Origin of the sequence: Halorubrum coriense DSM 10284 (assembly GCF_000337035.1) — an archaeon.
GTDB lineage: Archaea > Halobacteriota > Halobacteria > Halobacteriales > Haloferacaceae > Halorubrum > Halorubrum coriense.
Genome location: NZ_AOJL01000048.1, coordinates 1 through 13226, shown reverse-complemented (window position 1 = coordinate 13226; position 13226 = coordinate 1). Strand labels below are relative to the sequence as shown.

Annotated in this window: 16 protein-coding genes; 6 read left to right on the top strand and 10 right to left on the bottom strand. The window is 70.1% G+C overall.

Features of this window, described 5'->3' with window-relative positions; translation table 11 throughout:
• Positions 1–26: 26 nt before the first annotated feature.
• Entirely contained in the window at positions 27–656 is a 630-nt protein-coding gene (locus C464_RS11685) for an FxsA family protein (RefSeq protein WP_006113911.1), read from the bottom strand.
• A 112-nt stretch (positions 657–768) separates the two neighbouring features.
• Between C464_RS11685 and C464_RS11680 the strand changes: the two genes are divergently transcribed.
• On the top strand, positions 769–1476 hold the full coding sequence (locus C464_RS11680; RefSeq protein ID WP_006113910.1) for a DUF1405 domain-containing protein: 708 nt from the start codon (positions 769–771) through the stop codon (positions 1474–1476).
• 59 nt (positions 1477–1535) lie between these two features.
• The gene (locus tag C464_RS11675; RefSeq protein ID WP_006113909.1) at positions 1536–2582 is read left to right on the top strand and encodes an enolase-like domain-containing protein; all 1047 of its coding nucleotides are present in this window, start codon (positions 1536–1538) and stop codon (positions 2580–2582) included.
• Between the two features lie 479 nt (positions 2583–3061).
• On the opposite strand, the gene engB is transcribed toward C464_RS11675, so the two are convergent.
• Positions 3062–3682, bottom strand: a complete 621-nt coding sequence (engB, locus tag C464_RS11670) for a GTP-binding protein EngB (RefSeq protein WP_006113908.1) — start codon at positions 3680–3682, stop codon at positions 3062–3064.
• Between the two features lie 53 nt (positions 3683–3735).
• A complete protein-coding gene (locus tag C464_RS11665) occupies positions 3736–4431 on the bottom strand; it encodes a DUF4013 domain-containing protein (RefSeq protein ID WP_006113907.1) in 696 nt (231 codons plus the stop codon).
• Positions 4432–4517: 86 nt separating this feature from the next.
• Between C464_RS11665 and C464_RS11660 the strand changes: the two genes are divergently transcribed.
• Positions 4518–5267: a 5-formyltetrahydrofolate cyclo-ligase gene (locus C464_RS11660; RefSeq protein ID WP_006113906.1), complete on the top strand. Its 750-nt coding sequence runs from the start codon at positions 4518–4520 to the stop codon at positions 5265–5267.
• Positions 5268–5294: 27 nt separating this feature from the next.
• On the opposite strand, the gene C464_RS11655 is transcribed toward C464_RS11660, so the two are convergent.
• The gene (locus C464_RS11655; protein WP_006113905.1) at positions 5295–5498 is read right to left on the bottom strand and encodes a hypothetical protein; all 204 of its coding nucleotides are present in this window, start codon (positions 5496–5498) and stop codon (positions 5295–5297) included.
• Between the two features lie 240 nt (positions 5499–5738).
• Entirely contained in the window at positions 5739–6833 is a 1095-nt protein-coding gene (locus C464_RS11650; protein ID WP_006113904.1) for an archaeosine biosynthesis radical SAM protein RaSEA, read from the bottom strand.
• A 259-nt stretch (positions 6834–7092) separates the two neighbouring features.
• Between C464_RS11650 and C464_RS11645 the strand changes: the two genes are divergently transcribed.
• Positions 7093–7419, top strand: coding sequence for a hypothetical protein (locus C464_RS11645; RefSeq protein WP_006113903.1), 327 nt, complete (start codon positions 7093–7095; stop codon positions 7417–7419).
• Between the two features lie 21 nt (positions 7420–7440).
• On the opposite strand, the gene C464_RS11640 is transcribed toward C464_RS11645, so the two are convergent.
• The gene (locus tag C464_RS11640; RefSeq protein ID WP_006113902.1) at positions 7441–7908 is read right to left on the bottom strand and encodes a hypothetical protein; all 468 of its coding nucleotides are present in this window, start codon (positions 7906–7908) and stop codon (positions 7441–7443) included.
• 185 nt (positions 7909–8093) lie between these two features.
• Here C464_RS11640 and C464_RS11635 point away from each other — a divergent pair, with 185 nt between their 5' ends.
• Positions 8094–10025, top strand: a complete 1932-nt coding sequence (locus C464_RS11635; protein ID WP_006113901.1) for an aldehyde ferredoxin oxidoreductase family protein — start codon at positions 8094–8096, stop codon at positions 10023–10025.
• 100 nt (positions 10026–10125) lie between these two features.
• The gene (locus C464_RS11630; RefSeq protein WP_006113900.1) at positions 10126–10458 is read left to right on the top strand and encodes a hypothetical protein; all 333 of its coding nucleotides are present in this window, start codon (positions 10126–10128) and stop codon (positions 10456–10458) included.
• 34 nt (positions 10459–10492) lie between these two features.
• On the opposite strand, the gene C464_RS11625 is transcribed toward C464_RS11630, so the two are convergent.
• From C464_RS11625 to C464_RS11610, 4 genes are read right to left on the bottom strand one after another with little or no spacing between them, the layout of a single operon-like run.
• The gene (locus C464_RS11625) at positions 10493–10849 is read right to left on the bottom strand and encodes an AzlD domain-containing protein (protein WP_006113899.1); all 357 of its coding nucleotides are present in this window, start codon (positions 10847–10849) and stop codon (positions 10493–10495) included.
• Positions 10846–11535 carry an AzlC family ABC transporter permease gene (locus C464_RS11620; RefSeq protein ID WP_006113898.1) on the bottom strand — a complete coding sequence of 230 codons (690 nt, stop codon included), beginning with the start codon at positions 11533–11535 and terminating at the stop codon, positions 10846–10848. The genes C464_RS11625 and C464_RS11620 overlap by 4 nt, the downstream gene beginning before the upstream one ends.
• A 2-nt stretch (positions 11536–11537) precedes the next feature.
• Positions 11538–12371 carry an RNA methyltransferase gene (locus C464_RS11615; protein WP_006113897.1) on the bottom strand — a complete coding sequence of 278 codons (834 nt, stop codon included), beginning with the start codon at positions 12369–12371 and terminating at the stop codon, positions 11538–11540.
• Entirely contained in the window at positions 12368–12955 is a 588-nt protein-coding gene (locus C464_RS11610; RefSeq protein WP_006113896.1) for a hypothetical protein, read from the bottom strand. Before C464_RS11610 ends, C464_RS11615 begins: the two co-directional genes overlap by 4 nt.
• Between the last annotated feature and the right edge of the window lie 271 nt (positions 12956–13226).

Sequence of the window (13226 nt, the reverse complement as noted above, 5' to 3'; positions counted from 1 at the left end):
TGGCGGTTTCACGGGGGTCCGCGCCGTCAGTCGGTTCCCTTCCGCTCCTCCTCTTCGACGGTGAAGTCCACGTCGACGACGTCGTCGTCGCTCGACGACCCGCCGCCGGCGTTCGCGTCGCCGCCGACGCTCCCGTCGGCGTCCGCGCCGTTTCCGCCGGGGAACCCGTCCGGGCCGCCGTCGGGACCGCCGCCGGGGAACCCGTTGCCCATCGAGAAGCCCCCCTCCCCGTCGCCGGGGAAGCCGCCGACGTAGACGTTCCCGGAGAAGAAGCCGTCCGTCTCGCGCTCGAGGTACGGGACGACGACGTACTTCTTCAGGGCCATCCGGATCGGGACCCGCGAGAGCGGGAGCGCGAGCAGGAACCCGACGGCGTCGGTGACGAGCCCGGGCGTGAGCAGGAACGCGCCCGCGGCGATGAGCAGCCCGCCGTCGAGTAGTTCGTCGGTCGGCGGCGACCCCCGCGCCAGCTTGCGCTGGATGCGGGCGAGGGTCGCGCGCCCTTCGGCGCGCAGGAGGAGCATCCCGAGGACGGCCGTCAACACGACGAGCGCGACCGTGACGGCCCACCCGAGCCGCGTCGCGACCACGATCAGGAACAGCGCGTCCACGAGGGGGACGACGAGCAGCAGCGCGAGCAGCGTTCGCGGGCGCATGCCCCTGCTTTCCCGCCGGGCACGCATAGCCCTTTTCGTCGCGGTCGCCCGCGTCGCCGGTCGCGCCCGCCGCGACCGCCACCGCTTTGCCCGCCCGGTCCGAGCCGGCGGTATGGACATCGTCGGCGCGCTCGGACGCGACCCGCCGGACCGCGAGTCGCTGCCGCGGTGGGTCGCGCCGCTCCCGAAGCGGTTGGAAGACGTCGCGTTCCGGTTCGCGTGGGTCATCGTCATCATCAACCTCGTCGGCACCGCGTTCGGCTTCTGGTACTACCGGTTCCAGTTTCGGGCCCTCCCGACCGAGATGTGGCTCTTCATCCCCGACAGTCCGGGCGCGACGCTGCTCATCGCGCTCGCGCTCGGCGCGTGGGCGCTCGGGCGGTCGAGCGACACCCTCGCAGCGCTCGCGTTCTTCGGCAACGTCAAGCTCGGGCTCTGGACCCCGTACGTCCTCGTCGTCTTCTGGCCGGAGTTCCTCGCCGTCAACGGCCCGGCGCTGTACGCGTTCCTCCTGGTGAGCCACCTCGCGATGGTCGTTCAGGCGTTCGTCCTTCACCGGATCACGGACTTCCCGCTCCGCGCGGTGGCGTTCGCGACCGCGTGGTACGCCGTCGACCTGCTGATGGACTACTTCGTCCCCGTGATCGGCGAGGTGACCCACACCGCGCTCCCGTACGCCGACGGCGAGCCGTGGTTCACCACGACCGTCCTCCAAGTCGCGGCCGCGGGCGCGGTCGTGCTCACCGTGGTCCCGCTGTTCTGGACGCTCGGTACGCGGATCGCGACGCTGCGACGCCGCGCGAGCGACCTCGCGACGTAGTCGGTCCGCCCCCGATTCCCGCTCACCGATTTAAGTGATCGGGCTACCTCCCCCCACGTATGAGCCTCTACGACCGGATCGCGGGCCTGTCGGTGACGATCGAGTCCGTCGCCCGCCGGCGGCACGTCGCCGCCACGACGAGCGGCTTCGAGCGGACGACGACGGAGTACCGCCTCTCGGGCGACGGCGTCGTGGGGCGCGGCGAGGACGTGACCTACGAGACCGCAGACCACGACGCGCTCGCCGGGACCGACCCGATCGATCTCGAGGGCGAGTGGACCATCGACGCCCTCTCCGACCGGCTCGACGAGATCGACCTCTTCCACGGCACGCCGCCGGAGAACGAGACCGCACGCAACTACCGGCGCTGGGCGGTCGAGAGCGCGGCGCTCGACCTCGCGCTCCGCCAGCGCGGGGTGACGCTGGGCGACCGGCTCCGCCTCGACCCCGACCCGGTCCGGTTCGTCGTGTCGACGCGCCTCGGCGACCCGCCGTCGACCGACCGCGTCGAGGAACTGCTCGCGCGCGACGCCGACTTGGAGTTCAAACTCGATCCGACGCCGGAGTGGCCCGAGGCGGCGTTCGAGACGCTCCGGAAGACCGACGCCGTGCGCGTCCTCGACCTCAAGGGGTGGTACGAGGGGACCGAGGTCGACGTCGAGCCCGACCCGGAGCTGTACCGCGACGTGTTCGCGGCGTTCCCGGCCGCGGTCGTGGAGGACCCCGCGTTCACGCCCGCGACGAGCGCGCTCGTCGAGCCGCAGGCCGACCGGCTCTCGTTCGACTACCCGATCGACGGCGTCGAGAGCCTCGAATCGCTCCCGGTCGAGCCGGGGTGGTGTAACGTCAAGCCCTCGCGGTTCGGCACCCTCGAATCGCTGTTCGAGACGATCGCCTACTGCGAACGGGAGGGGATCCAACTGTACGGGGGCGGGCAGTTCGAGCTCGCCAGCGGCCGCACGGCGATCCAGACGCTCGCCGCGCTCTGTTACCCGGACGGGCCGAACGACGTCGCGCCCCGCGCGTTCAACGACCCCGACGCCGAGCCGCCGTACCCGAAGAGCCCGCTCCGTCCGAGCGACGACGCGGTCGGCTTCGAGTTCTGAGCCGAGCAAGTCGAGCCGGTGACTCGGTCAACGATTTATAAATCGATCTACGGTGGCGCGTGCCGACGAGCGGCCGAAGGCCGCGAGTCGTACGCGCGAGGGAGTCAGTCGCCGGAGCAACGCGACGGCGACTGACGAGGCTGGGGAGGTGCGAGGTGCGGTGGCGTGCGGTCGGGCGGGCGGGACTCAAAGGGGCAGCCGCGAGGGCGAAGCACACCGACGTAAGCACCGCAGCGAGTGAGCGGAGCGAACGAGCGAGGAGCGCAACGAGGTGCGCGAGTCCTCGCGGCTGGGGCTTTGGANACACCGACGTAAGCACCGCAGCGAGTGAGCGGAGCGAACGAGCGAGGAGCGCAACGAGGTGCGCGAGTCCTCGCGGCTGGGGCTTTGGAGGTGCTCTCCACCGATCTACAGTTGACCGATCAGAAAAAGACGACTGAACTCACTGAGCGACCGACCCAACCGTCGCACACTGATAGTTATGAAACGAACTTCAGCAGGTCGTCGCGGTTGTGCTCGTGGAAGCGCGTCCGGAGGCACTCCTCTAGCGCCTCGACGTCGCCGCGCTTCGCGCAGATCGGGGCCACGCGGTCGGACCACTGCTGCCACGGCGGGTAGAGGCCGAGCCGGTCGCAGATCGCGTCGAGCCGCTCGTCGATGTCGTCGATCTTGTCGGTCTTGTTGACGGCGACGATGGGCTCGACGCCCACGTCCTCCAGGAAGCCGAACATCTCCACGTCGTGGGGGACGTTCCCCCGCTCGGCGTGGCGGTCGATGATGTCGACTGCGGCCTTGCCGTCCATCACGACGACGCCGGCGAGGATGGAGTCCGCGTTGTCCTCCAGATAGCGGACGATGTCGGTCTTGATCTGCTCGCGGTGCTCTTCTTCGACGCCGGACATGAACCCGAAGCCGGGCAGGTCCGTGAACATGAACCCCTCGCTCGCCCAGTCGAAGTGGTTCGGCTGGCGGGTGACGCCCGGCTTGCCGCCGGTCGAGAAGTCGTGGCCCGTCAGCTCGCGCATCAGCGTGGACTTGCCGACGTTCGACCGTCCAACGAGGACGACCTCGGCGTCGCGGTCCGGCCGGTCTTCGAACATACGCGTACGTGGTCGGCAGAGCGGTTTAAGTGGCGCGTCGCGTCGGCGCGGTCTCAGACGGTCGCGGCGTCGCCGACGCCCTCCCGTCCGGCGTCGACCCCGTCGGTCTGGGCCGCGAACGCAGCGCCGAACATCCGGAACACGGCGACCTGTCCGTAGAACTGGACGAACGGGACGAGCACCGCGCCGACGACGGTCACGAGGAGCACGATCGAGACGACGAACACCCCGAGCGCGACGAGGATCGGCGACAGCACCGCGACGAGGTACTCGACGCTGAACAGCGTCGGCCTGAGGAGGTCGACGTCGAACGCCGCGCTCGCCTCGCCGCGGGCCGCGTACGCCGTGAGGGCCGCCGGGACCGCGTAGTATATCAGGGCCAACACCGGGAGGAACGCCAGCGCGAGCAGCGCGCCGGTCGCCCCGATGAGCGCGCCGACGTCGCCGCCGACGCCCGATCCGATGCCGGCGATCACGGTGACGACGACGCCGTAGAGGACGACCGGGACGACCGAGTACGCGAACGCGATCAGCGTCGCGACGACGCCCTTCGCCAGCAGGTCGCCCCAGTCGTCGAACTCCGGCGGCTCCTCCCCTCCCGCGACGGTCCGCTCTAACACCCGCACGAGGTACCCGAGCACGAGGAACGTCGGGATCACCAACACCGAGAGCAGCCCCAGTACGCCGCCGATGACCACGCGCCCGACCCAGTCGCCGCGCACGGGATAGGAAAGTCCGTCTTCGAGCATACGCCGTGATGACGGCGATCGGGTATATAACTGCTCGCCGTGCGCCGCGTCGCCGACTACTTGTCCGCGAGGGCCGACCGACTCGCATGGACAAACAGGCCGTCCGCGAGGCGGTGTGGGACGCGTTCGACGAGGGCGACCAGGCGCGGTTCCCGTTCCCGCCGCACGACCGGATCCCCAACTTCGCCGGCGCGGACGCCGCGGCGGAGCGGCTCGCGGCGACCACGGCGTGGGACGCGGCCGCGACGCTGAAGGCCAACCCCGACGCGCCGCAGCTGCCGGTCCGCCGGGCCGCGCTCCGCGCCGGCAAGACCGTCTACGTCGCGCAGCCGCGGCTCCGCGACCCGAACCCGTTCCTCCGGCTCGACCCGGCGGAGATCCCGCCCGACGAGATCGACGACGCGACGACCGTCTCCGGCATCTCGGAGTACGGAACGCCGACCGCGCCCGAGGACGTCGCACGCGTCGACCTGATCGTCGCCGGCTCCGTCGGCGTCGCGACCGACGGCGCTCGGATCGGCAAGGGGGAGGGGTACAGCGACTTGGAGTGGGCGGTCCTCCGCGAGATCGACGCGGTCGACGCCGACACGACGGTCGCGACGACCGTCCACGAGCTCTCCGTCCTCGACGGCCCGGAGTCGGCGGTCGGGGCCGACGCCGACCTGCCGACGCCCGACGCCCACGACGTGCCGCTCGACCTCGTCGTCACGCCGGAGCGAACGGTCCGGACGGAGACGTCGTACGCGCGACCCGACGGCGTCGACTGGGACGCGCTCGACGCGGAGAAACTGTCCGAGATACCGGTCCTCGCCGAACGGGCCCCGGAACGAGAATAGCGGCAGTCGCGACCTGCGCCGCGGGTATCAGTCGGCGTGTTGCGGCGTCGGCGCTGATCGCGCCGACCGGTGGTCGGCGACGTGGCCGCACTTCGGACAGACGATCGTCCGCTCGTCGCCGTCGCTGACGACGAGCCACCCGTCCGACAGGGGGCTTTCGAAGCGACACTCCGGACAGAAGAGGACCGACTTCCCGCGGGAGGGCGGGGAACCGCCGGCGTCTGCGTTCATGTTTAGCGGTAGGCGTCCGAGGTATAAGGGTCTTGTTCGACCTGATCGTTTGGTATGGTCGCCGTTGACACGCCGGGGTGTACCTCGATACCAGCTATACTCGATCATTCGTTTAGTAAATCAGGAAAAACCTGATCGCCATCGTTCACAATCGTTCCGCGCAGACCGGCGGGAAATCGGTGGGCCACGCCCGGGGGGAGGGGGTTCCGCGGCCGTCGCACGCGGAGTGACGGTCGCGGCCTACCGCGCCAGCGGCATGTTGTAGCTCGTCTCCTCGGCCATCACGTACTCCCAGGTGGCCTCGCACTCGCAGGACACCTGCTCGAACACGCTCGGGTCCTGCCGCTTGTCGAAGTCCTTGACCGCGGTCTGGACGCGGTCGTCGCACTCGCCGCAGTTGTGCGCGCCGCGGTCGGAGCCGTGACCGACGGGGTCGGAGACGACGATGGCGTCGACGTCGGCGGTCTCCTCCAGCACGTGCGCGACCGACCAGAGCCACGGCGGCCGGTAGCCGCCCTCGAAGAACAGCTCGTCGACCATCGTGTAACGCTGGACGTTCGTCGGATTCATCGAGACGGTGTGACAGCCGTCGACGGCGGCGCACCGCCGGATCGAGTCGATCATGTCGGCGGCGGCCTCGGGCTCCGAGAGGAAAGGCGGCTTCATCAGGAGGTACGCCTTGATCCCCACGTCGGCCGCGAACTCGCCGTCGGCCGCGGCCGCCTCCGCGCAGGCGGCCTCGAAGTCGGCGAAGTCGAAGTACTTGTTCACGCAGTCGTGGCGGACACGGTCGGTCGCCGTCTCCAGCCCGACCGCCACGTCGGTCGCGATCCCGTGGTCCGCGAAGTCGGCGATCTTCTCGCGGTCGACGAAGTCCGGCAGCGACTCGACGACGATCCGGTCGCGGTCGGCGAACGTCCCGGCGATCGCCCGCCGCGTCTCCGCGGGGACCTCGCGCTCGTCGAGGAAGGAGCCGGAGGTGTAGATCTTGATCAGTTCGGCCGGCTCGTCGGCCGCCTCGGCCTCGTGGTCGAGACACGCGTCGATCTGGGTCATGAGGTCCTCGTGGGCGACGCTCCCGCCTTCGACGGACTCCGCGACGTAGCCGCACATCGTACAGCCGCCGGCGCGCGCCCAGCGACAGCCGCCGGTGTTCAAGATGATCGTGAGGGAGTTCACGACGCCGTCCGGCGTGTTGTCCTCGTCGATCCAGACGCGGGTCGGCTCCGTGGGGTCGTACGTCTCCGAGCGCTCGGCGCGGATGTCGCGCATCACGTTGTTGTGCGCGTCCATCCCGCGCCCCTGCTCGTACGCCTCGGGGCTCGGCTGGCTCATTATCGAGGAAAGCGGGCGAGCGCGTAAAGCGGTGTCGTCATCGACGACCCGCTCGTCGGTCCCCGGTCGACCGGTTGCGGACTCTTATCAAGGAAAGACGTACTGATAAATATATTCTGCTTCATAAAAGATTTATAAATTTCAGTAATCGAAATAAATCGATGTCACGGGACCGTGACTACGGACGGCGTGACGTACTGCGAGCGGGTGGAATCGTGCTCGGCGGATCGCTCCTCTCGGGGTCGGGGGCGGCGACCAGGTGGGACCGCACGCGCTCAGCCCCGTCTCGCAGTGGCGCGCCCCGGTTGACGTACTCAACGAGGTCGAACCCGACGCCGACGTGATCGGGAACCACGAGTTCGACTACGGGCTCGACGCGGTCTCGGACGTGACGGCCGGCTCCGAGTTCCCGTGGCTCGCGACGACCCTCGTCGACGACGAGATCGCGTACCCGCCCGAAGCGACCCGCGGGACGAAGTCGAGCGAGTTCGAGCAGATCTACTTCGAGCGGTCGCGGCTCAACGCGGATGTCGCGGCGACGGTGCGCCGCCGGGGTCGCGGTCGCGCCGGCCCGCCCGGGCGCTGACGACCGCGCCGCCGCTCCCCGTCAGCGCGATCCCTCTCGGTCCCCGGCTCCGCGGACCGTTCGCCACGCTCCGAAAGTCCCCGCACCGACCGCCGCGCCGACGGCGTTGACCGCGGCGTCGCTCCACGCGAAGGACCGCCACGGGATCGGGGCCTGAACGAGCTCTACGCCGAACCCGAACGCGGTCGCGACCGCGACGCCGACGGCGGCGGCCCTCACCGTCGCCCGCCCCCGTCCGGCGACCGCTCGGCCCGCGAGCGCGGCGAGGGCGGCGTACCCGATCAGGTGAAAGGGCGCGGTGAGCCCGATCCACGCCGGGAGGCGAGCGAGCGTCTCTCCGCCGGTGTCCGGCCCGGCCGGAACCGGGACCACCGACGCCGCGAGGACGAGCCCCGCGACTCCGGCGAGGGCACCGAGTCCGTCGCCGTCGATCGACCGCTCGCGCGGGTCTCGCCCGCGTCCGTCGCCCTCCTCGTCGCGGCTGTTCACGGTCTCCTCCTCGGTCCGGATTCGGGTTAATCTCCCGCTTCGACGGGTCGGCCCCCGCGCGTCGAAACCGACGGACGCGGCGTCCCGTCGGGCGGGAGGGGAGCCGGAGTCGGTAACCGGTATCAGTTACGGTCCCGAATCAACAACTAACCCGATACGGTCCTAATATAATGATAGAGCATTACATGACTGAAATGGGCGGCTACAGAGACCGTGTGGCACAGGTCGATCTCAGCGGCGGCGAGGTCAACTATCGCGGGATCGACGACGAGGACGCGGAGAAGTACATCGGCGCGCGCGGGCTCGGCGTCAAGTACGTCTTCGACAAGGGCCCCGACGTGGACCCGCTGGGACCGGAGAACCGACTGGCGTTCATGACCGGGCCGCTCACCGGCACGCAGACCGTGATGAGCGGTCGGATCGCCCTCGTGACGAAGTCCCCGCTCACGCGGACCGTCACCGACTCGCACCACGGCGGCTGGTCCGGGGCGCGGCTCAAGTGGGCGGGCCTCGACGGGGTCCTGCTCGACGGCGAGAGCGACGAGCCGGTCTACCTGTTCGTCGAGGACGGCGAGGTGGAGGTACGCGACGCCTCCCACCTCTGGGGGCAGGGCGTCCACGACACGATCGACCAGATCGGCGAGGAGGTCGACGGGAAGGTCGGTCGGAACATCTCGGTGATGGCGATCGGGCAGGGCGGCGAGAATCAGGTGCGCTACGGCTGCGTCATCAACGAGGACGACCGCGCCTCGGGCCGCGGCGGCACCGGCGCCGTCATGGGCGCGAAGAACGTGAAGGCGGTCGTCGTGAAGTCGGGCACCGACATGCCCCGGCCCGCCGACCCCGAAACGTTCCAAGAGGGGTACCAGCAGGCGATGGAGGTCATCCGCGAGTCCGACGTCACCGCGCCCAACGAGGGCGGCCTCTCGATGTACGGGACGAACGTCCTGATGAACGCGACCGAGGAGATGGACGGCCTCCCGACGAAGAACGCGAAGTACACCTCGACCGAGGCGTACCACGACGCGGAGGGCGTTGACGTCGAGGCGGAGCAGGTCTCCGGCGAGAACGTCCGCGAGAACATCCTCGTCGACGAGCCGACGTGTCACTCCTGTCCGGTGGCGTGTAAGAAGGAAGTCGAGGTCGACGTCACCCACAAGGGCGAGGACATGAACGTCCGCACGGAGTCGTACGAGTACGAGTCCGCGTGGGCGCTCGGCCCGAACTCGGGTCACTCCGACCGCGACGAGATCGCCGTGATGTTGGAGCAGTGTAACGACCTCGGCATCGACACCATCGAGGCCGGCAACATGATGGCGATGGCGATGGAGATGAGCGAGGAGGGCAAACTCGACGGCGTCGGCCACCTCGACTGGGGCGACTCCGAGACGATGATCGACCTCCTCGACGAGATCGGCCACCGCTCGTCGGACCTCGGCGACCTCCTCGCGGAGGGCCCCGAGCGCGTCGCCGACGCGAAGGGCGCGCACGGCAACAAGCTCTCGGTGAAGGGCCAGACGATGGCCGCCTACGACCCGCGCTGTATGAAGGGGATGGCGATCGCGTACGCCACCTCGAACCGCGGCGCGTGCCACCTGCGCGGCTACACGCCGGCCGCCGAGATCCTCGGGATCCCGGAGAAGGTCGACCCGTACGAGTGGGAGGGGAAGGGCGAACTCACCGCCACCTTCCAGGACCTCCACGCGGTGTCGGACTCGTTCGACATCTGTAAGTTCAGCGCGTTCGCGGAGGGGATCGAGGAGTACGTGCTCCAGTACAACGGCATGACCGGCCAAGACCTCTCGGAGGACGAACTGTTCGAGGCGGGCGAGCGCGTCTACAACCTCGAACGCTACTACAACAACCTCGCCGGCTTCGACGGCGCGGACGACACGCTGCCGAACCGGTTCATCGAGGGGCACCCGGACGCCATCCCCGGCACGGGTGCCAGCGAGGGCGAACTCGTCGAACTCGACCAGCTGAAGGCCGAGTACTACGAGACCCGCGACTGGGTCGACGGCGTCGTCCCGGACGAGAAGCTCGCCGAACTCGGCATTGACATCGGCCCCGGAACCGGCGTTTCCACCGGCGACTCCGCGGCCCCCGCCGACGACTGAGCGAGAACGCGTCGCGAGCGCGGTCGGCCCCGCGCCCGGGACGCGCCGCCTCCCGTCGCTCGGCAGTTTATTTTTATGACTTCTGTCGGTAGCCCCGCCTATGGCGCACGACCCGCTCTCGCCCGCCGAGGCCCTCCGCACGCGCGTCGGAGCCGTCCTCGCGGCCGTGAGTCTGCTCTCGCTCGTCTACTCGCTCATCATTATCGGGCAGATCCTGTTCGGCGTCTGGATCGTCCTCCTCTCCACCGTCGGCCCGTACGTCTCGTACCGGGTGTTCGCCGCGCTCGACTCGCTCGCCGACGCCGCCCAGCGGATCGCCGCCGTCCGCGAGCGCGAGGCCGACCCCGACGCTCGGTTCGATCGGCCCGTCGACCGCGACGACTCGGACGCACGCGAGCGCTCGTCGGACCGACGCACGGAGCGCGAGCGCTGACGACCCAGTCGCCGGTCTTCCGCCGCTCCCGACCTCACGCGAACACGACGAACCGGAACAGCCACAACACGCCCATCCCGGTCGCGATGGTCGCGAACACGTCCTCCGTCCGCCACGCGACCGCGCCGGCGACGAGGCCCGCGACGAGCCGCTCGTCGAGCAGGGTCGCGGGGACGGACGGGCCCAGCGTCACCAATTTGGGGAGTACGAGCGCCGCGAGGACCGCCGGCGGGACGTACCGCAGCGGTCGCTGAACGCGGGTCGGGACGCCGTCGATCCGGCCGAAGAGGTGGATGAACGAGAGCCGGATCCCGTAGGTGAGGGCCCCGATCGCGACGATGGCGACCCAGGCGCGCGGGGAGGCGACGACCGAGCCGAGCGCGCCCGTCACGACCCGGTCACCTCGACTATCAGTCCGGCCGCGATCCCGGAGAGCGCGCCGACGAGCAGGCCGAGTTCGTACGGTAGGCCCGCGGCGACGACCGCGACCGCGCCGCCGGCGACGCCCGCGACGGTGGTCGGCCGGTCCTTCATCGCGGGGACGAGGAGCGCGAGGAACACGAGCGGGACCGCGAACGTGAGCCCCCACGCGTCGGGGACGCCCGCGCCGAGGACGACGCCGGCGACGGTCCCGACCTGCCAGACGATCCACAGCGACGCGGCCGCGCCGAGGTAGTAGCGCCACCGGCTGCGGTCCGAGTTCTCGTCGAACTCGGCGACTGAGAGGGCGTACGCCTGGTCGGTGAGGAGGTACGCGAGCCCCGCGCGGAGCCGGCGGCCGTACTCGGCGAAGTGCGGGGCGATGGACGCGGAGTACATCAGCATCCGGAGGTTGATGACGACGGCCGTCCCGACGACGACGGCGAGCGGCGCGTTCTCGCCGAGCAGTTCGAGCGCCGCCAGCTGGGAGGCTCCCGCGAACACGATCACGGACATCCCGACCGCCTCGGCCAGGCCGAGGCCGGCGTCGACCGCGGCGATGCCGGCCACGAGCGCGAACGGGACGATCCCGAGCATGAGCGGCGAGACGTCGCGCACGCCGGCCGCGAGGTCCTCGTCGAGGGCGGGGCCGCGCACGGCTACCGCTCCGTGGGATACGGCGGCTCGTCGTACTTCGCCGCGAGGTGGTCGGCGTGTTCCAGCTTCGCGTTCGCCTTCCGGAACGTGCCGAGCAGGGTGTGGATCTCGCGCTCGGTGGGGTGCGCGCGCCCGAGCAGCCGGCGCATCAGCAGCTCGTTCTTGTCGCGGACGTGCTCTCGCTGGCCGGTCGCCGCGAGGAACTCGCCGTAGAACTCGTGGAAGCGCTCGACGTCCGCCTCCGGGGCGCGGGTGACCTCGGTGTCGGGCTGTTGCGTCTCGTCGACCGTGAGGTCGCGGAGCTCGTACAGCAGCACCGTCGCGGCCTGCCCGAGGTTGAGCACGGGGTAGTCCTCGTCGGCCGGGATCGAACACACCTCGTCGAGCCGCGACAGCTCCTCGTTGTTGAGCCCGCGCCCCTCGCGGCCGAAGACGATGGCCGTGGGCGCGTCGACCGTCTTCAGCGACTCGCGCAGCTCGACGGGCGTCTTGAACGGGTAGCGCTCGTGGCTCCGGTCGTCCTCGCCGGTGATCGCGGTGGTGCCGACGGTGTGGTAGTTCGCGACGACTTCGTCGAAGCTCACCTCGTCGGCGTTCGGCAGCACGTCCTCCCGGGCGTGGCCGGCGAAGCCGTACGCTTCGCCGTCCTCCGCTATCTCCGGCGGGTTCACGAGCTTGAGGTCCGTGAGCCCGAAGTTCTTCATCGCCCGCGCGATGGTGCCGACGTTGCCCGGCGTCTCCGGCTCGACGACCACGACGACGGGTTTCCGCCGCGACTGCGCGGGCTCCGGCTCGTCGCCGGTCGCGTCCGCTTCGCCCTCCTCGTCGCCGCTCATCGGCCAGACGGGTAGTCGGTCGAGAGGTCGAGGTCGGAGTCGGCGAGCTCCTCCTCGGTCAGTTCCTCGTCGGACCGCTCCTGGCCGGCGAGTTCGAGGATGTCGATCCGGTCGCCATCGAAGTCCTCTTCGAGCCGCTCTTGGACCTCCTGCTGGTCGGGGAGGTCGGGCAGCCCGTCCGGGTCCTCCTCGACGTGCTCGACCGAGGCGTATCCCTCCGGGGCCTCGTTGCCGGCGGCGACCCACTCGTGGAAGCGGTCGGCGAACTCGACGGACCCCTTGTGGTCGCTGCCGCCCGCCTCGCGGAACCAGTAGAGCAGGTCGGGCTCGTGTTCGGGGCAGAGCAGCACCTCCCCGTCGGGCTCGCCGTACACGATCTCCGCCTCGTTACACCGGCGGATCTCCTCGTCGCCGTGTTCGAGGTAGCAGACGTCGCAGGGCTCCTCGACGAGGCTGACGAGCCGCAAGAGCCGCTCTCGCGGGTCTTCCGGGATCTCGTCGAGGGGCTTCAGCTCCTCGTCGTCGGTGAATATCTCGTCCTCCTCGAAGCGCCACCCGCGGAGGCCGATGCTCACTTTCGCCATGTCTCACGCTACGCTCCGGCGGCGATAAAAGCGCGTCCTTCCCGGCACGAGGGGTCGCTACGCCGCGTCGGCGGCCCGGAGTCCGACCGCGCCGAGCCCGAGGGACTGTCGACGACGCCGCTTATCACGCCGGCCCCCGTCCCCGAAGGTATGAGACGGCGGCGACTCCTCGGACTGACCGCGGCCGCGACGGCGGGCGCCGCGGCGGGCTGTCTCGGGGGCGACGACGCGGCGGGAGCGGGTGACGGGAACACCGGAAATGGCGACGCCG